Below are 26,762 nucleotides of genomic sequence, written 5' to 3' on the forward strand. Positions count from 1 at the left end.
AAAATCACGATAAAAGGCCATTACGATGGCCTTTTCTATTGCGCAATCCTCCACTCATCATTATCGTATAAACAAGATAAAGTAATTGATTGTTAAAGGAACTTAACGTGTCTAAGAAACGCATCATGAGCCTAATTGTTGGTTCACTACTCTCTGCCACTGTGCACTCTGCCACGGTATACATTTCTGACATTCAATTTGTCGCTATCCGAGAAGGGTTAGATAACAGCACAAGAGCGGTTGAAAGAGGGCTAAAAAGCGGTACACCACTAGAAGTTCTTGAACAAAACGATGGCTATACAAAGGTTCGCACACCATCTGGCAATGAAGGCTGGGTTGCCGATTACTTTCTAAGTGAAGACATGGTAAGCCGGGATCAACTCGACAACCTGCAGTCACGACTTGATAGAAGCATTGAAACCCGGACAGAATTAGCAAATGCTTTAAAAGCCAACCAACAAAAGACTCAAAGCCTCATTAACGCCAATTCCGCATTAAAAAATGAAAACCAAGAATTAAAACAACAACTCGAAGACACAGAGGCCTTGTCTGAGAAAGCTCAATCTATCGTTGCTCAAAATGAAGATGTCACTTATCAGATCGAAAGTCTGAAACAACAAACCAACATTGCCGTTGCAAAAGCCGAAGCACTGCAAGACACCACCGAACAAAAGTGGTTCATGATTGGCGGAGCAACATTATTTGGCGGCTTATTACTTGGTATTCTAGCTCCTATGCTAAGACGCAAAAAAACCGGCACAGGTTCTTGGTAAGAACGGAGCCATACATATGGAATCATCGATAGTACACTCCTTCTTTTTAATATTTGCTGGAGCCGCTGTCGTTGCTTCCATTGCCTTGTACACAAGGCAGCCAATGATCATTGCCTACATTGCATTGGGGGTCTTACTAGGCCCTTCTGCACTTTCCCTCATCAATGAACCTAAGTTGATGGATGAGATGAGTCACATTGGCATCATCTTCTTGCTTTTCTTACTTGGCCTCGACATGCAGCCAAGCCACTTGATCAATATGCTAAAAAAAGCATCATGGATTGCCCTACTTAGCTCAGTCGCCTTTGCCCTACTAGGGTTTGGTGTTTCCATTCTCTACGGCTATAGCCAAATTGAAAGCATTATTATCGGCATCGCCATGATGTTTTCGAGCACCATTGTGTGTATAAAACTGCTTCCTACAACAGCCCTACACCATAAGCATACAGGCGAACTCGTAGTCGGTTTATTACTATTACAGGATATGATTGCCATCGCGGTTTTACTCGTGCTTTACAGCACTTCGAGCACAGAAGACAGCACAATCATGCAATACTTAAAGCCTTTAATCGCTCTACCTGTTCTGGTTACAGGTGCTTTCTTATTTGTTAAGTATATTTTATTAAAGCTGATAGCACGATTTGACCGCTTTCATGAATACATATTTTTAGTATCCATTGGCTGGTGTCTATCCATGGCTGTTCTTGCTGAAATAGCGGGTCTGTCTGCTGAAATGGGGGCTTTCATTGCTGGCGTTGCCTTAGCAACCAGTCCAATTTCACAATATATAGCCACCCACTTAAAGCCACTAAGGGATTTTTTCTTAATACTCTTCTTCTTTTCTATTGGTGCAAGCTTTAATCTCGACCTACTAGGTCTGGTTATCTTACCGGCGTTAATTCTCGCTGTTGGCTCAATGCTGATAAAACCTGTCGTCTTCCGCTACCTATTAAAAGGGATAAAAGAAGACGCAAGCACCTCATGGGAGGTCGGCTTTCGACTTGGCCAAGTAAGTGAATTTTCTCTACTGATCGCTTATTTAGCCGCAAATATAGGTCTAATAGGGCAAGAGGCCTCGCACGTCATACAAGCCACCGCTATTTTGAGTTTCGCCATGTCAACGTATATAGTGATACTGAACTACCCTAGCCCAATCGCAATCTCAGATAAATTACGTCGAGATTAACCGTTAAAGCCCATTTTTATTCTCCTTAAGCGGGCTTTAGCCACATTTATAAAATGCTTTCCTATTGCCCCTTTCTTTAATCACATAAAATATAATAGAATAGCGCGAAATACTTGGCTATCAATGCAAAAAGTCTTGTATACTAACGCGCAAATTTCGTCCTCACTTATTTAGAGTAATGTAATGGCTGACTTATCAAAATACAGAAACATCGGTATTTTTGCTCACGTTGATGCGGGTAAAACTACTACTACAGAACGTATTCTTAAACTTACGGGTATGATCCACAAGCTTGGTGAAGTTCACGAAGGTGAATCTACAACAGACTTCATGGAACAAGAAGCTGAGCGCGGTATTACTATCCAGTCAGCGGCTGTAACTTGTTTCTGGAAAGATCACCGTTTTAACGTTATCGACACACCTGGACACGTTGACTTCACTGTAGAAGTATATCGTTCTCTTAAAGTTCTTGACGGTGGTATCGGTGTATTCTGTGGCTCTGGTGGTGTTGAACCACAATCAGAAACTAACTGGCGTTATGCTAACGAATCTGAAGTTGCACGTTTGATCTTCGTAAACAAGCTAGACCGTCTAGGTGCAAGCTTCTACCGTGTAACTGAACAAGTTAAAAAAGTACTAGGTGCAACACCACTAATCATGGTTCTACCTATCGGCACTGAAGATGAGTTCTCTGGTGTTGTTGATCTTCTTTCCCGTAAAGCGTACATCTGGGATGAATCTGGCCAACCAGAAAACTACAGCATTGAAGATGTTCCTGCTGACATGGTTGATCAAGTTGAAGAGTACCGTGAAAAACTAATTGAAACAGCAGTTGAGCAAGACGACGACCTAATGATGGCGTACATGGACGGTGAAGAGCCATCTATCGAAGACATCAAGCGTTGTATCCGTACTGGTACTCGTGACCTTGCGTTCTTCCCAACTTACTGTGGTTCTGCTTTCAAAAACAAAGGCATGCAGCTTCTTCTTGATGCTGTTGTTGATTACCTACCAAGCCCAACTGACGTAATCCCTCAGGATCTTACTGATGAAGAAGGTAATCCAAATGGCGAAAAAGCAATCGTTGATGCTAAAGAGCCATTAAAAGCACTTGCATTCAAAATCATGGATGACCGTTTCGGTGCTCTTACTTTCGTACGTATCTACTCTGGCGTACTTAACAAAGGCGACACTATCCTTAACAGCTTCACGGGCAAAACTGAACGTGTAGGCCGCATGGTAGAAATGCAAGCAGATGACCGTAAAGAAATCAGCTCAGCTCAAGCTGGTGATATCTTAGCGATCGTTGGTATGAAGAACGTACAAACTGGTCACACTCTATGTGATCCTAAGCACCCTTGTACTCTTGAAGCAATGGTATTCCCTGAGCCAGTTATCTCTATCTCTGTTACTCCAAAAGATAAAGGTGGCAACGAGAAAATGGGTATCGCAATCGGTAAAATGGTTGCAGAAGATCCAACATTCCGCGTTGAAACTGACCAAGACTCTGGCGAAACCATCCTTAAAGGTATGGGTGAGCTTCACCTAGATATCAAAGTAGATATATTGAAGCGTACTTACGGCGTTGATCTTATTGTTGGTCAACCACAGGTTGCTTACCGTGAAACAATCACTAAATCGGTTGAAGACACTTACACGCATAAGAAACAATCTGGTGGTTCTGGTCAGTTTGGTAAGATCGATTACCGCATCAAACCAGGTGAAGTAGGTTCTGGCTTCAAGTTCACTTCAACTGTTGTTGGTGGTAACGTACCAAAAGAATTCTTCCCAGCAGTAGAAAAAGGCTTCAAGTCTATGATGGAAGAAGGCGTTCTAGCTGGCTTCCCTGTACTAGACGTTGAGATTGAATTGTTCGACGGTGGTTTCCACGCAGTTGACTCCTCTGCAATTGCCTTCGAAATCGCTGCAAAAGGCGCTTTCCGTCAGTCAATTCCAAAAGCGGGTCCTCAATTGATCGAGCCTATCATGAAAGTTGACGTGTTCACTCCAGATGACCACGTTGGTGACGTTATCGGTGACTTGAACCGTCGTCGCGGCATGATCAAAGACCAAGAGAAAGGTTTGACTGGTGTTCGTATTAAGGCAGACGTACCTCTTTCTGAAATGTTCGGTTACATCAGCTCTCTACGTACAATGACATCTGGTCGTGGTCAGTTCTCTATGGAGTTCTCTCACTACCTACCATGTCCTTCTAACGTTGCTGAAACCGTAATCGCAGCAGTTAAAGAGAAGAAAGAAAAAGAAAAGAACTAATTACTAGTTTTTTCTAATTTCTGTAAAAACCCGATGTATCCTGTACATCGGGTTTTTTATTATCCAAACAAAAGCAGTATCTAGGCAAAAAAAAAAGCGCCCTGAAGGGCGCTTTTAAAAACACGAACCAATGATTAAAACGGCACTGGATACTCTTTATAAACAGCCATAATGTCTTTTAACACCTCCTCTGACAAAGTCATGTCAAAGGCAGCCATATCTTCCTTAAGCTGATCCATAGATGTCGCCCCAATAATTGTGGAGCTAACCCCATCCACTTGATTACACCAAGCCAAAGCAAGCTGTGCAGGAGTAAAACCATGTTTCTTAGCAACCTCCAAATAAGCAGAAACAGCCTTCTCCACCAAAGCGGTATCGCGGAAAATACCATTGCGTTGAGCATACGTCCAACGACTGCCTTCAGGACGGGCCCCACCAAGATACTTACCAGTCAAAGCACCTGCCGCCAAAGCTGACCAAGGTAAATACGCGACATCTTCATGCACACAATTTTCAATCAAGTAAGGCCAATCTTTTGTATGCAGTAGGCTAAATTCATTTTGGATAGATGCCACTCGAGGCAAGCCATGCTTATCACTTAGGCGAATAAATTCATTAATTCCCCAAGTCGTATCATCTGACAAACCAAAATGACGAATTTTACCTGCCTTAATACAAGTCTCTAACCCTTGAAGAATATCAAGCATTTGCGCAGACTGATCAGCACGATCAACATCTGTAAAACTAATTACGCCAGGGAAATGCTTCGCAAAATGAGGGGTTGTTCGGTTCGGCCAATGGAGCTGATAAAGGTCAATATAGTCTGTTTGCAAACGTTTAAGAGAAGCATCAACAGCCTCAATAACCGTTTTACCAGATATATTGCTGCCATCACGAACATATTTAAGTCCAGGCCCAGCAATTTTGGTAGCAAGAATGAACTCTTTACGACGTTCAGGGTGACGAGACAGCCAATCACCAATAATCGTTTCTGTTTTACCGTAAGTCTCCGCTGACGGTGGAACGGAGTACATCTCTGCAGTATCAATAAAATTCACACCATTTTCTAATGCATATTCAATTTGTGCATCAGCATCGGCTTGATTATTTTGAGTCCCCCAAGTCATAGTACCCAAACATACACGTGAAACTTCTAAGCCAGTTCGGCCAAGTGGAACATACTTCATTAGATCTACCCTTAAAATTCAAACAACACATATTAAGTGCGAAAAAGTGACGAAACATTCAATGTAATAAAATTTTGACTTACAGGCCAGTTTTATCAAAGAAAACAATGAGGACTTAAAGCTTTAAACAAAAAAAAAGCGCCAAACAGGACACACATTAGTGATTTTGTTTGGCGCTTTATTTATAACGAAAAATAGCGACTACAATGCTTTACGCTAATTCTGTTCTGGCAAAGTGACATTTAACTCTAATACTGAACAGTCATCCGTATTATCCAGCTGAATCTGAACATCTTCGCTGCCAATGTTCACATACTTACGTATCACATCAATAATCTCTTGCTGCATCTGCGGCAAATAATCAGGTTGATGGCGCTTGCTTCGTTCATGCGCAACAATAATCTGCAAACGATCCTTTGCTACTGACGCCGAGCTAGGAGCACTTTTACTTTTAAAATAATCGAAAATTCCCACTCTAACCCCCTAACAAACGTTTGATGAAGCCTTTCTTCTGAATTTCTAGGAAGCGCAATGGACGCTCTTCACCCATCAAACGATCAACCGCATCCATATAAGCTAAACCAGCCTCAGATTCCGTATCCAAAATCACTGGTGTGCCTTGGTTAGACGCCTTCAATACAGCCTCTGATTCGGGAATGACACCTAATAGTGGAATTGCCAAGATATCTTCAACATCAGACACACTTAACATTTCACCCGATGCAACACGCCCAGGATGATAACGAGTTAAAAGAAGATGCTCCTCAATCGGCGCTTTACTCTCTTCCGCTCGTTTAGACTTACTTTGCAAAATCCCTAAGATACGATCTGAATCTCGTACAGAAGAGACTTCTGGGTTTGTCACCACAATGGCAGCGTCAGCAAAATACAGCGCCATTTGGGCACCCTTTTCAATGCCTGCTGGCGAATCACAAATAATGTACTCAAATTCTTTAGCAAGCTCTTCTAGGACTTCCTGCACACCTTCAATCGTCAGCGCATCTTTATCGCGAGTTTGCGAGGCTGGTAAAATAAACAAGTTCTTCGTACGCTTGTCTTTAATCAGCGCCTGAGATAAGGTCGCTTCTTTGTTGATCACATTCACAAAGTCATAAACGACGCGGCGCTCACAGCCCATAATCAAATCTAGGTTACGTAAACCTACATCAAAATCGATAATAACCGTTTTATGACCCTTTAACGCAATACCAGTCCCAATAGCAGCACTGGATGTTGTTTTACCAACACCACCCTTGCCTGAGGTGACTACTATGATTTTTGCCAATGCAATATCCCCCGATAAATTCACCTGAATTTATCCAAATAATAAAATGAATAATAAACTTTAAAGCGGTACGATTTCTAAACTATCGTCAACTAATAACACTTGCGCGCTGTCTTTCCAAACGATATTTTGCAGCGCATCACTCAACATAAAATTCCCAGCAATTGAAACCAGTTCGGCCTCCATACTTTTACAAAAAATTCGCGCCTCTACATCGCCTTTCACACCGGCTAATGCTCGACCTCTTAAGGCACCATAAACATGAATATTGCCGTCAGCCAGCACTTCAGCACCCGCACTGACTTGCGTTAACACAATCAGATCCCCTTCAGCGTATACCTGCTGACCAGAGCGAATAGGCTTAGTAATCACCTTGGTTGATTGAGGAACAAGACGCTCCTCCACAACGGTTTTCACCACCACATCAGGGCTTGATTCTTCTTTCACGGTCGGTGCAATATTAATTGGGCGCGCTTTGCTTGCTGGCAGCAATGGAATTGTTACAGACGCGCTCCAAACAGGTAAATTATCCGGATCACAACGCCAACCAATCACCCCAAGTCCCAGCGCACTCACAGACTGAATTAATGCCTCAAATTCATCCACAGTAATGCCCCGTTTCATTTTCGATATATCGATAATGATTGGTGCTTGATTAAAAAAATGCGGAACTTGATCAATCTTTTCCTTTAAATGGAAAACAATGCCATCTAATGAAAATGTCTGAATTTCCAGCAAAACCGTCGTAACGACACTTCCTTTGAGTCGGAAGCCTGAGTCTGTCATGCAAACTGTCCTTTTTTAATACCTTAAATGGCTATAAATACTTTCTAGCCGCACTGAAATTTAATCATCAGCTTGTATAGTTCATTCTATCAAGCTGAACAATTAAAGAAAGTCAGCACAACACTGTCTTTACATTAGGGAAAAACACCTAACTGCTCCCTTATAGTGCTAAGGATAACGCAAAATGAACAATAATGAACGCAAGATTAAGCATTTGATTTAATTAATATTTTACAACTTACTTACATACTTGTTCCCATAAAACTGGGGAAAACTTTTGCACCATGAAGGCTCAGCAAATAACCAGACACTTCACTCACTCGTCTATTGTATCAACTGCAAATTCAGCAGAAAGGCGGCTGACGCCCAAACCACTCTGCTTAGTGAGCTTAATTTGCACCGGGATACGCTCTTTCAACGCGCTAATATGACTAATGATTCCAATGGTTTTACCCGAAGAATGCAAGTTATCCAAAGCATCAAGGGCAGACTCCAGCGTCTCGCTGTCCAAAGTTCCAAAGCCTTCATCCAAAAACAAAGAATCAATACTGGTTTTATGAGATACCAGATCAGACAATGCTAAAGCCAAAGCCAGACTCACCAAGAAAGATTCGCCACCCGACAGCGTTTTAGTGTCTCGTGAAGCGTTTGCTTGCCAAGTATCCACCACCAACAAAGATAAAGCGTCTTCATTGCGCACCAATTGATAACGACGATGCAAAATATCCAAATGCTGGTTGGCCAAATAGACCAAATGATCCAAGGTTAAGCTTTGCGCAAAGCGTCGGAACTTCGCACCGTCTGCTGAACCTATCAAATGATTCAAGCGCTCCAGATGTATGAAAGCGTCTCGGCGATCTTGTAAGTCTTGTTTAGACTTCGCCACCTGCTCCCTACGAAGCTCTTCTTCTTTGACCTGCTGAGTTACCACACCCCATTGACGCTGTAAGGCTTGACGCTCTGCATCAAGCTGAGCGCATTGTTCTTCTAGAGCATCAAGAGATACAGTCTCAAATGTTTGTTCTCCAAACTCATTGTCTTCAAAAGCACCTAACTCGTCTTTTTTCTCAAGATGCTTAGCCAAAGATTCTTCCGATTGGTTAAGCAAAGTTTGCAGTTTAGCAACGGCTTCCTGAAGATGCTTAAGTGTTGTTTGGCGCTGCGCTATTTCTTCCGAAGATAAACGTGCTTGCAACCAAGCAGATTCAGTTTCGAAGCCTTTTTCGACCAGTGATTTTTGCCACTTAGCAAACGCAGTCTCATATTCTTCTACTAACACTAGATACGTCTTATTAAGCGCTTCTAACGTTGCCTTGCTTGATGCCAAGGCTTGAGCTAGCTGCTGTCGCTCTGCTTCTACTTTTTCCAGCGCCTGTTGAGCCACTGCAACCTGCGCTTGAGTTTCTTGACGCAGTTCAACAATACTTTTATCACCTAACAACTCATGCAACTGCTTAGAAATATCGGCTAAATGAGCATCAAGCTCCGCGACTTTCTCTTTAGCCTCATCACGTACTTGCTGACTCTCTTTGAGTGTATTTTCTACGCTTTTCGCTTCATAACCAAGCTGTTCACCTTGCTGCACCAAGGCATCATAACCAGTTTTGCTACCTCGCCATTGCTGCATTGCTTCTTGTAACTGGGATATTGCTTCAGACAAAGACAATTCAAAGTAGCTTGCAGGTACACCCGCTTGCTGCATTTCATTGCGTAACTGCTCAATGCTTTGCTTTTGTTCTGCGTTTTTATTGACTAAATTCTGTTGATACGTTTCTAAGGTTTGCCATAACAACTGACATTGCGATTGCTCCTGAGAAACCTGCTGCTGAATAGACTGTTGCTGAACGGTTAAACTCTGCAACTCTGCCTCTAGCGCCAAACGAGACTGATGTAATTCCTCAAGTTGAGATGCTTTGCTTTGCTGAATTTGCCAATCCTGATCAACCATCTGAACAAATGTCGAAACAGAATCTTTATCAGACAAATTAACGTCAGCGAGTTGGGGATTCATATAATGACTTAACGACGCCAACCATTCGTGCAGATCATTTTCTGTTGCCAGTAAACCGTCGACTAATTGCTGTCGTCGAGTTTGACCAGAGGCTAATTCTCTCTGCATGGATTCTAAGTCAGCGGCTAGCTGCATACCTTTGCCTTTGAGACTGTCTAACTCTTTGCCCAAACGAATAAACTCTTCTTGGCTTCCAGAATCCGTCTGATACACAGCATTAGCAAGATTATGCTCTGTGGCACCACATAAAGGACAAGCATCATGTTCACCAAGCTCATTACGTAATTGGCTTAAAGCCAAAATATGGCGTTCCGCCTCAGCGAGTTTCTCGACCGACTTCTGATGACGAAGCTTGTCTTTGTAAGCTTGCCTTTGTTGCTCTAACTGACTTTGCTGATGCTGAATATTACCCGCCGTTGCATGCAAACTCTTATCCAGCTCTGCCAATAGCGATTGCTGATCTTGGTATTGATGAAACTGTTTCCACAGAGATTGCGCATTGTGCTGAGCACGTTCAACTTGGTGATAAACTTTCTGCCAATCGGCATACTCAACTTGCGACGATAGCTGCATGAAAGCATCAATCGTGCCTTGCAATGCTTGCTGACGCTCGCCCAAAGTCGTTTGCCCTTGCTCTAATTTAGCTTGGTTAATGCCATAAACAGAGCGAGCTTCCTCATATTTATTCGTCGTTTGCGTGATATTAGCCTCAAGCTCCGTAATCGCTTGAGCATTCACCGCGATGCCTTGCGCTTGATATTGCCAGCTAGATAACTGATTTTCGATTTTCTCAGGTGACGTCCAACGGTTCAAAATAGCGCTATTTTCTTGGCAAGCTTGATCAATTTCTGCGCGTTTGTCTGTTATGCTTTTTAACTGCGACTGCTGATTGCCAACTTTTTCTACCGCTTGTTTTAAACGATAAGACATGTCTTGGTGCTGTATTTTCACGCTTTCTTGGCGGGACAAGATGGGCTGAATTTCATCGTTGATCTTGTTGTTCAACGCTTCCGATTCAATATGCGTATTCGCTAATGTCGCCTTCGCCTGTTCCAGCGATTCAGTAAGCGTCTGACTTTGTATCAGCTGTGTTTGCTGCGTCTCAGTATGTTGCGCAATATCAGCGTGATTCTGATCCAAGCGAGATTTTAAGCCCTGCTGCTTTTCATAATCGGCTTGAAGAACTTGCGCAGTCAGTGCCTGTTCTAATTGCTGTTGCTGAGGGCCAAAATCCATCAACGCCTGATTCGCATCGGTGACTTGTTGTTGATATTCAGCAACTTGCTCTTGAAGATTTTGCTCTGTACGTCGCCACTCCAAAACCGTTTGATGCTGCTTAAGGGCCTTCGCATTGGCTTTTTCATTAACCTCAAAGCTCGACTCTGTTTGTTTCAGCTCAGCAAAAGCATCATCCGATAACAATTGAGTCTGCTCATTAAACTTTTCTAGAGAAGCAATAGCTTGTTTTTCGAGTTTGTGCTTATCAAACACCCACTTCGACACATCACCGTAAATTTCAGTGCCTGTTAATTCTTCTAACAATTCCGCTCTATCATTAGCGGTTGCATTCAAAAACGCTGAAAATCCACCTTGGGCCAGTAACATAGACTTAGTAAAGCGGGAAAAATCCAACCCCGTGATTTCCGCGATTTTGTCTATTTTTTCACTGATTTTAGTGGTGATAATTGTGCCATCACGTTCGCACAGTTCGCAGGTCATTGGCTGCAATTTGCCATCACTTTGACCACGGGCGCGCCGTTGTCCCCAAAAAGCACGATATCCTTTGCCTTTTATCTCAAATTCTACTTCCGCTAGACATTCAGAAGTATGGCGCGTCATCACATCGTTCTGGCTAGGTGACACTTTTAAACGCGGCGTCTCATGATATAAAGCCAAACAAATCGCATCCAACAAGGTCGATTTACCTGCCCCTGTCGGTCCGACAATGGCAAACACTCCAGCGTCATCAAAAGGCGCTTTGGTAAAATCAATTTCCCACTCGCCTTTTAGGGAATTCAAATTCTTTAGGCGCAGTTTGCAAATTTTCATGATTGCTTCTCCTCGCCTTCTTGTTGATGCTCTTCTAGCTCAAGCAAACAAGTATGAAACAACTCAGTCAACGTTTTGTTTTCTTCTTCATCTAACTCTAAATTCGACGTAAGGCTCTGCTGAAAGACATCTTCCACAGTTAATTCCGACAAGGTTTTGCGAGCTTCAAAGTCTTCATTCTTTTTCTCTACAGCACTGCGACGCATCACTCGAAGTAACTCAATAGGTTTACCCTCAATAACTTCCAATAAGCGTTTGTGAACATCGCTCAAATACTCATCTGCAATGACCGTCACTTCTAGCCAAAGGGTTTTGTCGTCTACTAAATCGAGCGCTGAAATCTGTTTAATCACCTCTTTCAAGCTGCCCTTCAAACTCGCCATAGGTTGAAAATTAGGAATCGTGATTAATTGCACAGGATCCGTTGGCTCGGCAAACAAGTCGTCCACAAACGTATCTTCACCTAGTAAATCGGTATCAAAGATAACGAGGGTTTTGTCACGCCCTAATTCATCGAAACTCAATGGAATCGGCGAGCCACTGTAACGGAATCGGCCACTTTTACTGATCGGCTGAGCACGGTGAATGTGCCCAAGAGCCAAATAATCAAATGCAGGAAATACCGATGTCGGCAAAGCTTCTAACGTGCCCACATAAAGATCTCGTACCGATTCACTCACTTGCCCGCCCACTGCCGTCAAATGACCTGTACCAATAATCGGCACTGGGGTTTTCATTGCTTTATTCTTCTCACAGGCAGCGTCATAAACTTGCTGGTAAAAATCCCCAATCATTTGCAACAAGCTGAGTTTTTTATCTTGCTCAGATTGCCCAGCTATACTTTTCATCACGTCTTTAGGACGCAAATACGGTACAGCACAAACCCAAGCCGCGATCTCTCCGGCTTTGTCTTTAAGAGAAATAACATGAGAATCAATGTCTTCGAGGTTTGCCTGACTCGACACTTGTGTATCCAGATAGGTCAGCAAACTTTTGGATTCATTCAGCATACTAACCGAATCGTGATTACCCGCGACGATGACTAACTGACATTGACGCGCTTTCATATCCAACACAAGTTGATGGTACATTTCACGGGCATAACTTGGTGGCGAGCCTGTGTCAAACACATCACCAGCAATAATCACCGCATCGATAGATTCTTTGTCTACCAGCGCCAATAGCCAATCAATAAAGGCTCTGTGCTCATCACGGCGGGATTTCCCCATGAAATGCTGACCAAGGTGCCAGTCAGAAGTGTGTATGATTTTCATTTATAGATCCAAGCCATAAAAACATAAAAGTAAATATATAAAGATAAAAATATAGATAGATAGTCAAGTTACCGAACAAAATGCAATTGATTGGGATGGATTCTTAATGGGCGTAATAACATAGCCCAATCTTTCGCAGACACGTTTTGCCCATGATAAATGATGTGTAACGGAGCCCCCTCGGAATCTACCAACGCCCCTTGTAGAAAAGTAATTAGCGCATCGTCCGCTAAACTAAGCGTCAGATCATCATTATCAAACAGTATAAAATGCCCAAGAAACCTTGGTGTAAAGTCGCGCACAGCATCACGCCAATACGACTCAAAAATAGTATTATCTGGAGAAGAAATAACCACCACTGGCGCATCGGCAAGATCCATCTCAAATAAGAGACGCCCTTTTCTTATACCTGTCGATAACTGTACTTCCAGCTTGTCATCCGCAGAAAGTGCCAAGGCCCGCAACCAGTCCTCGGTGGAAACATGTTCTTTCTGTAACACCACTTTTAAAGGCCCACCAGCAGAATTTAACGCCATGCATTCATGAAAGTGAGCTTGCCTATCAGATGATTTTTCAGACGGCTCATTAGAGGATAAGGACACAAAAACACGGTCGCCAAAAGAATCGTCGCTTGGGCCTAAAAGCGTCAATTCAATTGAAGCATCATCGAGGGAATTATGGCTTATAATAGAGAAAGAAGAAGATTCAGCAGGCGTATACCGAGTCAAAGACATAGCAGATGTAATTGTCGTCTGACATGAAAGAATTGACTCACAGTTACTGGCATCATAAAGACGACACGCTCCGCAAGCGCCAGCACGACAGCCGTAACGAACATCCGCACCTTGATAAAGCAACGACGACAATAGGTTTTCACCCAAAACTGTCTCAAACTGCTCATCATCCAATTCTATCGTCAGCGTCTGTGAAACCATCATCCAACCTCCTCTTTTGTTTGACTATTATGACATATTCTCACACACAGACCTTGCACCAATCCTAAAAAAGAAAAGGCAAAGCGTAATGGAACCATTACCTTGGGCAAAATATTTAAAATGGAGGCTGTACCTTCACTTGAGGTAGGCGGTAGTTTCGAAGGGGGTGTCACTCGATTCGAGTTATGTGTGCGGAGTCATATTACAAACAGACGCAACCAAAACCTTTGGCAAACGCCATGGCAATGGCGCTACCATTATTAATCTAATTGAACAAGAAGGCAGTTTATAGGAAGTCTTTTCGTACTGGCGTGAAGTTGTCTAGCAAGACGCCCGGCTCTAAACAGCGGCAGCCATGCATAACATTTGGCTCTTTATAAAGCGTATCGCCAGGGCCTACAATTTTAGTTTCATCCCCTATGGTGAACTCAAACCTACCAGACAGCACGTAGGTTAACTGCTCATGTGGGTGATTATGCAGCGGGCCGATGGCATCTTTTTCAAAATGCACTTCTACTGCCATGATGTTATCTGAATAAGCCATAATTTTGCGTGAAACGCCCGCACCAAGATCTTCCAAAGGGACTTCATTATTGTAAACAAACATAGGATAACTCTTTGCATTATTGTTTTAGACTCTCCTACTATAGCAGTGATAAAACATTATTCAATATTTTTTGAAAAGCTGTTTCATTCCAGCGGCGCGTAGGGATTCTGATTAACGAGGATAAGAGTGACATTCACCTGAGGTAGGCGTAGTTTCGAAGAGAATGTCACTCGGTTCGAGTTATGTGTGCGGCTGCAACAAGTTCAAAAAATGAAAGAACCACCCCATCTTCCGTCTTCCCTTTGAAGAAAGGGGAAGAGACTTAAGCCCTCGGTGTGGACGCCAACAACGCAACAAGTAATCGCCAAAAATCCCCAACGGAGTCTATCTCCATGCGCTCGGTCGGTGAATGCGCACCACGGATATTGGGGCCGAATGACACCATTTCCATACCTGGGTATTTCGCGCCGATAATGCCGCATTCTAAGCCCGCATGAATCACTTTAACATTGGCGTCGTGACCCATAACCTCAGTGTGAACCGTTAAGAAATGTTTGAGCAAGCCGGCATTTGGGTCCGGACGCCATCCTGGATAACCATTTTCTAATTTCACGCTAGCTTGAATCAATGAAAATCCTGATTTTGCGACATAAGCCAAGTGTTCCACAGCGGAATCCACAAGAGAACGAACCAACAAGCAAGCGTCAAAAGCCTTTTTGCCATCAGCCGTATTTCGAAGATTAATCACACCAAAATTACAGGAAGTTTCTGTTACACCTTCCAAATCAGCACTCATGCGATGAACACCATGAGGCGCACAGTACATGGCGTTTAACAACGCATCTTTATCGTTTGTTTCCAGTTCCGAGTCCAGTTCGGCGGTTTCTATAGTCACGATAAGATTTGTTTCTGTAGTGCTAAATTCTGCCTTGGTGTTTTTCTCAAACTCTTCAACAAACGCAAACAGTTTAGCTTGGTCTTGGCTACTAACGTTTATCGTCGCTTCTGCATCTCGGGAGATGGCATTTCGAAGCGTGCCCCCTGTGAAGGCACTTAAACCAAAGTCGCAACGCTCTTTCAGTAGATTCAATAAACGCACAATCAGCACATTAGCACTAGCACGCCCTTTATGAATGTCTAAGCCTGAGTGCCCACCACGTAAACCAGACACAGTAATTTTAAAGGCTTTTTTGTCTTTGTCAGTCGTGACTGATGAATAGTGCTTTTCAACATTTATATCCATGCCACCAGCACAACCTATATAAACATCACCGCGATCTTCAGAGTCCAAGTTCAATAAGATCTTGCCCTTTAGAATCCCTTCTTCAAGCTGCAATGCGCCACGTAAGCTGGTTTCTTCTTCAATGGTAAATAATGCTTCTATAGGTCCGTGAGCTAGCTCTGTTGACTCCAAAACCGCCATTGCAGCCGCCACACCAATACCGTTATCAGCCCCAAGAGTGGTTCCTGTTGCATGAACCCAACCATCAATGATTTGCGTAACAATAGGGTCTTTAGTGAAGTCATGATCAATATCGGCATTCTTTTGTGCCACCATGTCCAAGTGACCTTGCAAAACAACGGTTTCTCTGTCCTCCATACCTTTACTTGCCGCTTTGCGAATTAATAGGTTCCCAACTGAATCAACATAGGTCTCATGCCCTAGTTCTGTTGCCCATTTAATTAGATGCTCTCTTAATGCGGCTTCATGGAAGGATGGGCGCGGTGTATTGCATAATGTTTGAAAGTGGCGCCAGATTGCGCTGGGTTGTAACGTCGTGAGTACTTCGTTCATCTTGCTCTCTTGGATTGGTAATGACATGTTGCGAATGTTAGCAACACTAAAGAAGCGCACCAATTGTGGCAATCGAAATAAAGACTACGCTGATAGAGAAAACGTATGTGAATGATGTGCAAATAAAAAAAGACGCGACGATAAAATACCGACGCGTCTTTTTTTATTTGTTGGCTAAGCCGTATCCAAACTTATTTTTTCTTAAGTGATGCCGCCGAGAAGGTCACAAACTCTTCCGCACTGGTTGGGTGAACACCTACCGTGTCGTCAAAGTCCGCTTTGGTAGCGCCAGCTTTAATAGCGATGCCCAAGCCTTGGATAATTTCACCAGAGTAATCACCCACCATATGGGCACCAATCACTTTGTCGTCTGCATTGTTTACCAATAGTTTCATCAAAGAGCGCGAAGTCGCACCACTTAGCGTGTGTTTCATTGGACGGAAGTCGGTTTGATAAACACGGAAGTCTAGGCCCCGCTTTTCCGCTTCTTGCTCGGTTAAGCCAACAGTACCAATGGCTGGCTGACTAAAGACAGCGGTTGGGATGTTGTCGTAGTCAAAGTCCACTTCTTTGCCATCAAACCAGTAAGCAATAAGCGCCATGGCTTCTTTAATGGCTACAGGTGTTAACTGAATATTGTCGGTGACGTCCCCAAGTGCAAAAACGCTTTTTGCGGAGGTAGTGAAGTTCTTATCAATAATCACAGCGCCATTTTTGCCTGTTTTAATACCCGCTTTATCAAGCCCTAAAGAAGCAACATTTGGCACACGACCCGTTGCGTACAGGATGAGACCAAACTCTTCTGAATGACCGTCTTTGAAGTGAACGGTTCGAGCACCATTTGGATTTTCCGCATCGGCAAGTTCAATGCGCTCAACGTCTGTATTCAAGCGCACATCAATGCCAGATTTTTTGTATTCTTCACTTGCGAAATCACGAACATCTTGATCGAAACCGCGCAGCAGCTGATCGCCACGATAAGCAAGGCTAGTTTCAACACCCAAGCCATTTAGAATGCCAGCAAATTCCACTGCGATATAACCGCCACCCACAACAAGGGCTTTTTTCGGCAATTCTTCTAAGAAAAACATTTCATTAGAACTAACTACTAAATCACTGCCTTGGAATTCAGGAATGAAAGGCTTAGCACCAACAGCAATCAAAATGCGTTCTGCTGTATAGGTTTTGCCATCCACCATGACCGTGTGCTCATCAACAAAGCTTGCATAGCCAGTAATAAGTTCAACACCAGCATTACCAAGCAAGTTTCCATAAATGCCGTTTAAACGCTGAATTTCTTTGGTTTTATTATCACGCAATACAGACCAGTTGAATTCCACACCTTGATGAGACCAACCAAAGCCTGCCGCTTCATCAAAACCATGACCAAATTCAGAGCCATAAACAAATAATTTCTTTGGCACACAACCAATGTTAACGCAGGTTCCGCCTAGGGCACTGCCCTCAGCAACCGCTACTTTATAACCTTTGGATGCCGCAACACGGCTAGCACGAACACCACCTGAACCGGCGCCAATAACAAATAAATCGTACTGATAAGACATTCTTAGTCTCCAAAATCATTCATGATGTAATATGAGAAGCAGTTTAACAGCCCCACTCTCTTAGAAGAAGGCTGAACAGAAAATAGCGATGCTGTAGATAGTCATTTCTTAATAGAAATAGGTATAAAGCCTAAAAAAATGTATCGTTAAAGGCTGCTACGATATCATTAAATAGACGATAATCGTTACCAACAAAACCCACAAAAAGATCATAATACAAGGAAGTTACATGCCCGATTTCATCATCCTAGCTTACATTGCCATCATGGCGTTTTATTTTTTTCAAAAAGATGATGGCAAGACATTCTTCATTATCATGGCATTGCCTTTCATTGCGCTTTTTAGTGACGATTATTGGCTTTGGCTACCAGTCAGCGCGGCATTAAGCGTGGTGCTCTTAATTATTGAAGGCTATAAAGCAGGGCCGACCGCTGGCGGTGCTGTGGTTGCTTTTTTCTTTTTCTCAGTCGGTGCTTTTATTGTCAGCGTGATAATCAAAACAGCGTGGGCATTTCTTTCCGACTTCCGTTTTTCGACTTTCCATCTAGACAGCCCACTGAGTTATGAGTGGCCAACCTATGTCATGGTCTTGTATGGGCTGGCTTTTGTTCTTACTCTTATAACTATTTTCCGCAGTAACAAGGAAACGTTAGAGTTAGCACGCATCCACATTACGGCATTTGCCTTTGCAGCTCTTCCGCACTTTTGCGGATCTTTTCTCTACGGCATGGCATTAAGTTTCGGGTTATTTGCTGTATTGTTTTTGCTCGCCATCATCAAAAAAATAAACCGAGAGCAACGTTTCCTTTTTGCCTACACCACATTGAGCCTTATCCCTGGTAGCTTTCTGTTAAAAGGAATCATCATCGCCTTTTTTTAAAGGATTTACATGAGCACGAACGGATCAAAGATTTAATTTTATAAAAGAGCAAATAATCTAAAGCAATGGATCTGTAAATCACTTTATGCGAACAGCGCAACTGGGTATCATTAAGAAAATTCGCTATGGAACCATTTACATGAAATTTGTCTCTTTTAATATCAATGGCTTGCGAGCTCGTCCACATCAAATCGAAGCCCTAGTAGAAAAGCACGCGCCAGATGTCATTGGCTTGCAGGAAATAAAAGTCCACGATGACGCCTTCCCGCACGAGATTCCTCAGTCCGTTGGCTATCACGCTTATTATTATGGACAAAAGTCTCACTACGGAGTGGCCATTTTCAGTAAACAAGAAGCCACCAGCGTGGAATATGGCTTTCCCGGTGACGAGGAAGATGCGCAACGCCGCATGATCATTGCCACATTTGATACGCCACAAGGCCCAATAAAGGTGCTGAATGGCTATTTCCCTCAAGGTGAAAACCGTGACCATGAAACCAAGTTTCCAGCAAAGCGAAAGTTCTACGCTGACTTAATGGCATACCTAGCATCGCACTCACCTGATGAAAAAATCATCGTAATGGGCGATATCAATATTTCCCCTACCGATTTAGACATCGGTATCGGCGAGCAAAATGCAAAACGCTGGTTAAAAACCGGTAAATGCAGCTTCTTGCCAGAAGAAAGAGAGTGGTTTAAAACATTATCAGACTGGGGCTTGAAAGATACTTACCGTCAGCTTAACCCAACTAAGAATGATCGTTTTAGCTGGTTTGATTATCGCTCAAAAGGCTTCGAAGACACGCCAAAACGTGGCTTAAGAATTGATGTGATTATGGCGTCAAATGGACTCGCGCCGTACTTGGAAGATTCTGATGTGGATTATGATTTACGCGCGCTTGAAAAGCCATCCGATCACGCCCCAATTTGGACCAGCTTTAACCTAAACCAATAAGCAATTTAGTTGCGGTCATTGTATGAATAACGTACAAAACTATATAATGACCGCCCTACTTGATAAGAGCCGCTATCAAACAGCAGTACTACCCTATTTATCCACAGACAATGTGGATGAATTTAGTCATATCGCACCAAATCCAATGCGATAACTCTACCGAGAACACGATCATGAACAATGAATCACTCACTATGGCAGACATGGTCAAGCAATCCGCCCAAGCTGCTACTTTTTTGAAAGCGCTGAGCAATGAAAATCGCCTAATGATCTTGTGCCATATTCTTGACCAAGAACTCTCTGTTACGGCATTAAACGAACGCCTTCCCTTGAGCCAATCGGCACTTTCTCAACACCTTGCGGTGTTAAGAAAAGATGGCCTTGTTAGTACTCGTCGCGAATCTCAAACTATTTTCTATAGCATTGGAGACAGCCGAGTCAAAGAACTGATTCTGACATTACATCAACTATTTTGTCCGACTCTCTAAGACCATTCTAGGCAGTGGCAAAGTTAATCTGCCGAATAAAACTCGGTAACCAAATTCGCCAGCCAATCTGGTTGTTCTAAAGGCAACATATGACCACAAGCAGCCATTCGAACCTCAATACCAGCCGTATTTTTAATTTGATCTATCGCTTCTTTTGACACCAGACCATCTTCTTGACCTAAGGCGAAGCACACTGGAAAACGCACCTTATCAAGATTCGACAAGACATCTGGGCGATCTAGGCTACTTTTTAGTTGCTGCACTAATACCGGTTCGCCCAATGCTTTGTCCATGTCCTGAATTAAGCGAACCAATACTTCATTGCTTTGATTGTGGGCACCCAGCATAGCCATTGCCTTTTTTCGAGGGATACCACGATAACCCTGTGTAGAAACCCAATTTAAGGCTACCTCACGCTGTTTGCGCTCACTGTCTAAAAGCCCCGTTGCTGTATTTGAAAAAACCATAAGACGATTGATGCGCTCGGGGTATTTAACCGAAAAACGACTGGCGAGATATCCCCCCATAGAAAAGCCCAAAAGATCTATTGGTTTATCAGGCAATATTTTCGCTAAGGCATCAACCATCGACTCAAGAGTATTCTCCATCGGCAGAACAATATGATGCAATGTAGCAAATCTGCCTAAAGCTTTTTGCGTAAAGCCCCAGAGCCGATGATCACACATAGTGCCCGGTAAACAATAAATTTCCACTAATGCCTCTACTCCAAATCAGAAATTAAAAACCCTTATCGCGGATGCGCATAAAACTGGCAAACCTTGGAACACCACGATCAGTAAAGCCATGATATTTATAAGTGATGACTTGTCCAACCTTTGGTGGGTTTTCACGTTCTTTATCGGTAAAACCTGTACCAATTTTAAAACGCAGTCCGGACGGCATCTCCACAATTAAAGAGCCCATCATGTCTTGGTATTTTCCCGAACCTTTTAATATCCCGACCACCTCTGCCTCGGCATCCATATGTGGCTTCAGCTTCAAGAGATTATCAGTACGCCCGGATTCAAAACGGGCAAGCTTGCGATGTAGCATCAAACCTTCCGCCCCTTTGCCTACATAAGACGTTAGCAAATGATTCAGCTCATCAGTCGTGTTTACCGAAAACTGCTCTACAGGTAAAACATGGGGAAGATTAAGGCTGGTAACTATGGTCGTGTAGCGTTGATAGCGCTCATAAAAAGTAAGTGAGCGCGCCTTATCAGGGGCATCAAACACCATGTAATAAATATTTTGCCATTCGCTGTCTACTGGCACTTGTTTGCTCACAGTCGACATGATGTAAGCAAAATCATTGTGCTTTGACCATAGCTCACCATCCAACCAAACGGGTGGTAAATTTTCGGTAAACCATGCGGGCGCATTAATAATGTTACCTTGGCGGGTTAATAACTCAGTGCCTGTCCAGATTCCACGAATCCCATCGTACTTTTCACTGACTAAGTAATCTTGAATCTGCGTGTCATCCGAGTATACCTTTGCCAACTGAACATCTGGCTGAGCGAACACAAACAGGGGAAATAAAAATAAACAGACTAACCAATTTTTAAATAAATACATGACTCACTCCATTGATAATAAAAGCGCTATTCCTTAGCACTCTTTAACGCTATACGATTTTATTTCTACGCGCAAACTTAAGACTTTCATTCATGCTCAAAGCCCATAAAAAAGCCCATATTTGCGAGCAAATATGGGCTTATATTTTAGCTATTTACAGCGTGATCTTACTTGCTTAGCTGCACGATCAATTTGTTCATACGGCTAACAAACGTCGCAGGGTCTTCCAGCTGGCCACCTTCAGATAGCGTCGCTTGCTCAAACAGCAACCACGCCATATCTGCAAAACGTTCTTCATCCGTTTCAGCATCCATCTTAGCAACGATTGGATGATCAGGGTTAACTTCAAGAGTTGGTTTAGACTCTGGAAGCTTCTGGCCCGCTTGCTCAAGTAAACGACGCATCTGAAGACCCATATCATATTCACCCACTACCAAACACGCAGGAGAGTTAGTCAAGCGATCCGTGGAGTTTACACCAGCGACTTTTTCGTCTAACACCACTTTCATACGATCAAGAAGTGGCTTAATTTGCTCAGCCTTTTCTTCCTTCTCTTTCTTCTCTTCTTCGTTCTCTTGGTCAGCTAAGTCTAACTTGCCTTTGGTAACGTCTTGGAAAGATTTGCCTTCAAACTCTTGTAGAGAAGACATCATCCATTCGTCGATACGATCACTTAATAGCAAGACTTCGAAACCTTTCTTACGCAAGATTTCTAAGTGTGGGCTGTTTTTCGCAGTATTATGGCTTTCGGCATAGATGTAATAAATTTTATCTTGGCCTTCGCTCATACGCTCGATGTAGTCTGCCAAAGACACAGTTTGCGCTGCTGCATCTGTGTGAGTTGAACTGAAACGCAACAAGCTTGCAATCTTGTCTTTATTGCCCATGTCATCAGCTGGACCTTCTTTGATGACGTTACCGAATTCATCCCAGAATTTTTGGTAATCTTCTGGCTCGTTTTTCGCCATCTTAGCTAACATGTCCAATACACGTTTCGTCAACGCGGAACGCATAGAGTCAACCGCATTATCGTTTTGCAGAATTTCACGAGACACGTTCAAAGACAAGTCGTTAGAATCAACTACACCCTTAACGAAGCGCATGTAAGGCGGAAGGAAAGCTTCAGCTTCATCCATAATAAAGACGCGCTGAACATAGAGTTTCAGACCACGTTGCATATCGCGATTCCAAAGGTCATAAGGCGCTTTAGAAGGAATATACAACAAGCTTGTGTATTCTAATTTACCTTCAACCTTGTTGTGTGACCACTTCAAAGGCTCTTGGTAATCATGAGAGATATGCTTGTAAAACTCTTGATATTCTTCGTCCGTCACTTCGTTACGTGGACGAGTCCAAAGCGCTTTAGCTGAGTTAACGGCTTCATATTCTGGCGCTTTGTTTTCATCTACCGGCTTAGGGTTGCCCTCTTCATCCATTTCTGGATAAACAGGCTTTTCCATTTCAACTGGAATAGAAATATGATCGGAGTACTTAGTAACCAAATGACGTAGACGGAAATTGTCGGCGAATTCTTTCTCATCTGCTTTTAGGTGAAGAATAATACGCGTACCACGAGATTCTTTATCAATGTTCTCGATCGTAAATTCACCAGAACCATCCGATACCCAACGAACGCCTTCATTTTGCGCAGCACCTGCACGACGCGATTCCACAGTGACCTTATCCGCCACGATGAAAGCAGAATAAAAGCCGACACCAAATTGACCAATCAATTGGCTGTCTTTCTTCTGGTCACCACTCAATTGCTCTAAGAAAGAGGACGTACCGGATTTTGCAATCGTTCCAAGGTTAGTTATGGCTTCTTCACGAGACATACCAACACCGTTATCATCGATAACAACCGTATTCGCTTCTTTATCAAATTCAATACGAACACGTAGGTTTGGATCTTCTGCCAGAAGGTCTGCGTTAGCGACAGACTCAAAACGTAGCTTATCCACTGCATCAGATGCGTTTGAAATCAGCTCTCGTAGAAAGATCTCTTTGTTGGAGTACAAAGAGTGGATCATCAAATGAAGTAGTTGCTTAACTTCCGTTTGAAACCCTAACGTTTCTTTTTGAGTATCAGTTGCCATGTTATGACTTGCTCCTATTTGAATGAACCCTCGGATAAAACCAAAGGCGTATTACGTTTCACTTGTGACTCATAGATAAAGCCTCTTGAAGCGATTTCAAGAGGCTAACCCACTAAAAGGAGCAAAAAAGTCACAATATATTTATGGATATAAAAAGTGAAAGGGATTCAAAAGGGAATAAAAAAAAGTCCTGTTCATTTTACGAACAGACTTTAGGTGTTTTTTCGAACCAATGTCAGTCCATCGCCAATAGGAATCAGTGACAACTCCACATCCGTATCTTGATGGATAGTTTTATTTAACTCACGAACTATTCTGGTGTCTTTATCGGTAAACTCCTCATCGGCAACATTACCCCACCACAAGGTATTATCTATCACCAAACACCCACCTGGGCGCAGCAATTGTTTGGCTAATTGATAGTAAGCCAGCAGATTTTGCTTATCCGCATCGATAAAGATGAAGTCGAAGGTTTCACGTTCAGCTTGGAGAAAAGACTCCATGACTGGCAAAGCTTTGTCACAATAAGTCGTAACACGATCTATCACGCCCGCTTGCTCTAAATAGCGGGTCGCAATGTCCAACCACATCTGCTTTTTCTCAATCGCCACTAGCTTTGACTCTTTTGGCATTGCCATTGCCATGGATAAGGTGCTGTATCCGGTAAACACACCTATTTCAAGAATCTTTTTAGGTGCTTGCAGCTTGATAAGCAAGGCTAACAACTGACCCACTTCGGGTGATAACTGCATACGCGCCATATGGTATTGAGCTGTCTCACGACGCAAAGCTCTTAATAAGTCGTCTTCACGTACGGAAACATCGACTAAATACTGATAAAGCCTGTCATCCACAGTAACGGTACGATTAACAGGTTTATCATCTTCAGGTAACGGCTTGGGAAAATTAGGAAGCATGGGATTTCATCACGAGTCCACGGCTCAAAGTTTTAAATGTTTTAGAACGAAATTCACGACGGTAAAGCACGGCAACCACCATGACGCTGGCAGCCATACAAAAATATGGACCAAGAAACCAACCACAAAAGGCCATAGCAAAATAGAAAGCACGAAGGCCATAATTAAATTGATTCGCTGCTAAACTGCAAATTTTCGCCATGTGCATGGCATATAGCTCGCGCTCACTTTCTTCAATACCACGCTCAGTGGCCAATGGCGCACTGCCAACCAACACGGAACAAAAGTTATACTGCCTAACAGACCAAGTGAAAGTAAAAAATGCATAAGAGAAAATCGCCACTAGTACGATAATTTTTAACTCCCATTCTTGCTGACTCATCGGCGCCAATAGATAAAAGTCAGACAAAATACCAATCGCTTTTTCTGAATAATTAAAAGCAGTAAACAGACCAGCAATAATCAATAAGCTACTTGAAGCAAAAAACAAACTGCTTCTTTCTAAATTCGCCATTACGGAAGCATCAGCAATTCGGTTGTCTCGTCTAAGTAATCGTGACATCCAAGCTAAACGAAACTGATGCAGCACACTCACCAAACAAGAGCGACGCTTTGAATTGTACAAAGCATAAAATGCATATCCCCACCAGCATGCAAAAAAGACAAAAAATGTTGCAAGATCAAGGGGATTTAACAGTAATGACACAGAATGCTTATCCATATTTTAACTCTGCTGAAGTAACGATTTAGGGTAACAATATTAGACCACTTTTCACTTTGCATGTCTTAATTTCCTGCTAGAAAATTCCGCAAACCCGTTCAAGAAAATAAATATAAACACTCCATCAAAAAACACTTGCATCGACTGAAAATATCGGTAAGATCTCGCCCGTCAACACGACATGCGGATGTGGTGGAATTGGTAGACACGCTGGATTTAGGTTCCAGTGCTTCACGGCGTGAGAGTTCGAGTCTCTCCATCCGCACCATCTTATTTATACCTCCCCTGCAATGAATTCAAAAACTTCTCTTAACACTCTCTATTTCAAATAGCTCATTAACCATTACCATATTAAAAATTATCACCATAAAAAAAACCGAACCCATTACTGAATTCGGCTTTCTTGCGCTAACCAAAAATCGAACTACTTCAATTTCCAAGCCACCTGCTTGCCCGCAAAGAAAGGCACTATTGGCTCACCATTTGGCAAAATGATATTACTAGGCACTTCCCAAGACTCACGCACCAAAGTGACTGTTTCTGTATTACGTGGCAAACCATAAAAATCAGCACCGTAAATACTCGCAAAACCTTCTAGTTTATCTAGTGCATCTAACTCATCAAACACTTGCGTATAAAGCTCAAGCGCAGACCAAGCACTGTAACAGCCCGCACAACCACAATCGGACTCTTTGCGGTGCTTGGCGTGAGGAGCTGAATCCGTACCTAGGAAGAACTTAGGTGAACCACTCTTAACCACTGCTCTTAGCGCTTCTTGGTGGGTACTGCGCTTTAGCACAGGTAAACAATAGTTATGTGGGCGCACACCACCATCCAGCATGTCGTTGCGGTTTAACAACAAATGCTGAGGGGTAATCGTCGCCGCCACACCATCGCGAGCCGACAAAACAAAATCAGCAGCCTCTTTGGTCGTAATGTGTTCAAACACAACTTTTAGGTGAGGTACACGTTCAACAATCTTCACCATATGCTGATCGATAAATTCTTTTTCACGATCAAAAATATCAATGTGTTTTTGCGTCACTTCGCCATGGATCAGTAACAATATATCGTTGTCAGCCAAGGCTTCAAAGACTGGATACAAAGACTCCAAAGAATTCACGCCAGAATCTGAATTAGTCGTCGCACCAGCAGGATACATTTTAGCCGCTAACACACCCGCATTTTTGGCGTCTTTAATATCTTGAACGCTGGTTTTATCCGTTAGATAGATAGTCATAATGGGGGTAAAAGAACTACCTTCAGGACGCGCAGCTAAAATTCGCTCCTTGTAGCTCAATGCAAGCTCAGCCGTGGTAACAGGCGGAACCAAATTAGGCATCACCACCGCACGCTCAAAACAACGCGCTGTTGCTGGAACCGTTTCAAGCAACATATCTTGATCGCGAAAATGTAAATGCCAATCATCTGGCTTAATTATAGTAATTTCGTTCATTGTT

The 26,762-nt window shown here is 43.0% G+C and carries 23 protein-coding genes and 1 tRNA gene; 8 read left to right on the forward strand and 16 right to left on the reverse strand.

What is annotated here, in order from left to right; translation table 11 throughout:
• Positions 1 to 107 precede the first annotated feature (107 nt).
• The 3 genes from DFP75_RS04950 (at position 108) to fusA (ending at position 4,233) form a co-directional block, all read left to right on the forward strand.
• Positions 108 to 773, forward strand: coding sequence for a TIGR04211 family SH3 domain-containing protein (locus tag DFP75_RS04950; RefSeq protein ID WP_110572891.1), 666 nt, complete (start codon positions 108 to 110; stop codon positions 771 to 773).
• Positions 774 to 789: 16 nt separating this feature from the next.
• Complete coding sequence (locus DFP75_RS04955) at positions 790 to 1,959, forward strand: cation:proton antiporter domain-containing protein (protein WP_110572893.1); 1,170 nt, start codon at positions 790 to 792, stop codon at positions 1,957 to 1,959.
• 183 nt (positions 1,960 to 2,142) lie between these two features.
• Entirely contained in the window at positions 2,143 to 4,233 is a 2,091-nt protein-coding gene (gene fusA / locus DFP75_RS04960) for an elongation factor G (protein ID WP_110572894.1), read from the forward strand.
• Positions 4,234 to 4,367: 134 nt separating this feature from the next.
• Here fusA and DFP75_RS04965 read toward each other — a convergent pair whose 3' ends face one another.
• From DFP75_RS04965 to gorA, 10 genes are all read right to left on the reverse strand, one after another.
• On the reverse strand, positions 4,368 to 5,420 hold the full coding sequence (locus DFP75_RS04965) for an aldo/keto reductase (protein WP_110572895.1): 1,053 nt from the start codon (positions 5,418 to 5,420) through the stop codon (positions 4,368 to 4,370).
• A gap of 216 nt (positions 5,421 to 5,636) precedes the next feature.
• Positions 5,637 to 5,894, reverse strand: coding sequence for a cell division topological specificity factor MinE (gene minE / locus DFP75_RS04970; RefSeq protein WP_110572897.1), 258 nt, complete (start codon positions 5,892 to 5,894; stop codon positions 5,637 to 5,639).
• A gap of 1 nt (position 5,895) precedes the next feature.
• Positions 5,896 to 6,705 (reverse strand): septum site-determining protein MinD, encoded by an 810-nt coding sequence (gene minD / locus DFP75_RS04975; RefSeq protein ID WP_110574412.1) that lies wholly within the window; start codon positions 6,703 to 6,705, stop codon positions 5,896 to 5,898.
• A gap of 60 nt (positions 6,706 to 6,765) precedes the next feature.
• The gene (gene minC / locus DFP75_RS04980) at positions 6,766 to 7,491 is read right to left on the reverse strand and encodes a septum site-determining protein MinC (RefSeq protein WP_110572899.1); all 726 of its coding nucleotides are present in this window, start codon (positions 7,489 to 7,491) and stop codon (positions 6,766 to 6,768) included.
• Between the two features lie 316 nt (positions 7,492 to 7,807).
• Positions 7,808 to 11,551 carry an AAA family ATPase gene (locus DFP75_RS04985; RefSeq protein ID WP_110572901.1) on the reverse strand — a complete coding sequence of 1,248 codons (3,744 nt, stop codon included), beginning with the start codon at positions 11,549 to 11,551 and terminating at the stop codon, positions 7,808 to 7,810.
• Positions 11,548 to 12,825, reverse strand: coding sequence for an exonuclease subunit SbcD (gene sbcD, locus DFP75_RS04990; RefSeq protein WP_110572903.1), 1,278 nt, complete (start codon positions 12,823 to 12,825; stop codon positions 11,548 to 11,550). Before sbcD ends, DFP75_RS04985 begins: the two co-directional genes overlap by 4 nt.
• A gap of 68 nt (positions 12,826 to 12,893) precedes the next feature.
• The gene (locus DFP75_RS04995) at positions 12,894 to 13,763 is read right to left on the reverse strand and encodes a 2Fe-2S iron-sulfur cluster-binding protein (RefSeq protein WP_110572905.1); all 870 of its coding nucleotides are present in this window, start codon (positions 13,761 to 13,763) and stop codon (positions 12,894 to 12,896) included.
• Between the two features lie 283 nt (positions 13,764 to 14,046).
• Positions 14,047 to 14,367, reverse strand: coding sequence for a cupin domain-containing protein (locus tag DFP75_RS05000; protein ID WP_110572907.1), 321 nt, complete (start codon positions 14,365 to 14,367; stop codon positions 14,047 to 14,049).
• 262 nt (positions 14,368 to 14,629) lie between these two features.
• A complete protein-coding gene (locus tag DFP75_RS05005; RefSeq protein ID WP_110572909.1) occupies positions 14,630 to 16,102 on the reverse strand; it encodes an aminoacyl-histidine dipeptidase in 1,473 nt (490 codons plus the stop codon).
• 191 nt (positions 16,103 to 16,293) lie between these two features.
• Positions 16,294 to 17,667, reverse strand: coding sequence for a glutathione-disulfide reductase (gene gorA, locus DFP75_RS05010; protein WP_110572911.1), 1,374 nt, complete (start codon positions 17,665 to 17,667; stop codon positions 16,294 to 16,296).
• A 229-nt stretch (positions 17,668 to 17,896) separates the two neighbouring features.
• Here gorA and DFP75_RS05015 point away from each other — a divergent pair, with 229 nt between their 5' ends.
• The 4 genes from DFP75_RS05015 to DFP75_RS05025 all read left to right on the forward strand — a co-directional run bounded on the left by DFP75_RS05015 (position 17,897) and on the right by DFP75_RS05025 (position 19,990).
• A complete protein-coding gene (locus tag DFP75_RS05015; protein WP_110572913.1) occupies positions 17,897 to 18,547 on the forward strand; it encodes a hypothetical protein in 651 nt (216 codons plus the stop codon).
• A gap of 139 nt (positions 18,548 to 18,686) precedes the next feature.
• On the forward strand, positions 18,687 to 19,502 hold the full coding sequence (gene xthA / locus DFP75_RS05020; RefSeq protein WP_110574414.1) for an exodeoxyribonuclease III: 816 nt from the start codon (positions 18,687 to 18,689) through the stop codon (positions 19,500 to 19,502).
• 22 nt (positions 19,503 to 19,524) lie between these two features.
• Positions 19,525 to 19,656, forward strand: coding sequence for a hypothetical protein (locus DFP75_RS18670; protein ID WP_281270046.1), 132 nt, complete (start codon positions 19,525 to 19,527; stop codon positions 19,654 to 19,656).
• A 19-nt stretch (positions 19,657 to 19,675) separates the two neighbouring features.
• Positions 19,676 to 19,990, forward strand: a complete 315-nt coding sequence (locus DFP75_RS05025) for an ArsR/SmtB family transcription factor (protein WP_175404924.1) — start codon at positions 19,676 to 19,678, stop codon at positions 19,988 to 19,990.
• A gap of 23 nt (positions 19,991 to 20,013) precedes the next feature.
• On the opposite strand, the gene DFP75_RS05030 is transcribed toward DFP75_RS05025, so the two are convergent.
• The 5 genes from DFP75_RS05030 to DFP75_RS05050 all read right to left on the reverse strand — a co-directional run bounded on the left by DFP75_RS05030 (position 20,014) and on the right by DFP75_RS05050 (position 25,302).
• Positions 20,014 to 20,703, reverse strand: coding sequence for an alpha/beta fold hydrolase (locus tag DFP75_RS05030; RefSeq protein WP_245926982.1), 690 nt, complete (start codon positions 20,701 to 20,703; stop codon positions 20,014 to 20,016).
• A gap of 25 nt (positions 20,704 to 20,728) precedes the next feature.
• Positions 20,729 to 21,568 (reverse strand): DNA ligase, encoded by an 840-nt coding sequence (locus DFP75_RS05035; protein WP_110572917.1) that lies wholly within the window; start codon positions 21,566 to 21,568, stop codon positions 20,729 to 20,731.
• 167 nt (positions 21,569 to 21,735) lie between these two features.
• Positions 21,736 to 23,664: a molecular chaperone HtpG gene (gene htpG / locus DFP75_RS05040; protein ID WP_110572919.1), complete on the reverse strand. Its 1,929-nt coding sequence runs from the start codon at positions 23,662 to 23,664 to the stop codon at positions 21,736 to 21,738.
• A 212-nt stretch (positions 23,665 to 23,876) separates the two neighbouring features.
• The gene (locus tag DFP75_RS05045; protein WP_110572921.1) at positions 23,877 to 24,581 is read right to left on the reverse strand and encodes an O-methyltransferase; all 705 of its coding nucleotides are present in this window, start codon (positions 24,579 to 24,581) and stop codon (positions 23,877 to 23,879) included.
• The gene (locus DFP75_RS05050) at positions 24,571 to 25,302 is read right to left on the reverse strand and encodes a DUF599 domain-containing protein (RefSeq protein ID WP_110572923.1); all 732 of its coding nucleotides are present in this window, start codon (positions 25,300 to 25,302) and stop codon (positions 24,571 to 24,573) included. The genes DFP75_RS05045 and DFP75_RS05050 overlap by 11 nt, the downstream gene beginning before the upstream one ends.
• 183 nt (positions 25,303 to 25,485) lie before the next feature.
• Between DFP75_RS05050 and DFP75_RS05055 the strand changes: the two genes are divergently transcribed.
• Positions 25,486 to 25,570, forward strand: a tRNA-Leu gene (locus tag DFP75_RS05055).
• Between the two features lie 156 nt (positions 25,571 to 25,726).
• On the opposite strand, the gene pyrC is transcribed toward DFP75_RS05055, so the two are convergent.
• Positions 25,727 to 26,758, reverse strand: coding sequence for a dihydroorotase (gene pyrC / locus DFP75_RS05060; protein WP_110572925.1), 1,032 nt, complete (start codon positions 26,756 to 26,758; stop codon positions 25,727 to 25,729).
• Positions 26,759 to 26,762 lie beyond the last annotated feature (4 nt).

This window comes from Marinomonas alcarazii (assembly GCF_003208215.1).
Classification (GTDB): Bacteria; Pseudomonadota; Gammaproteobacteria; order Pseudomonadales; family Marinomonadaceae; genus Marinomonas; species Marinomonas alcarazii.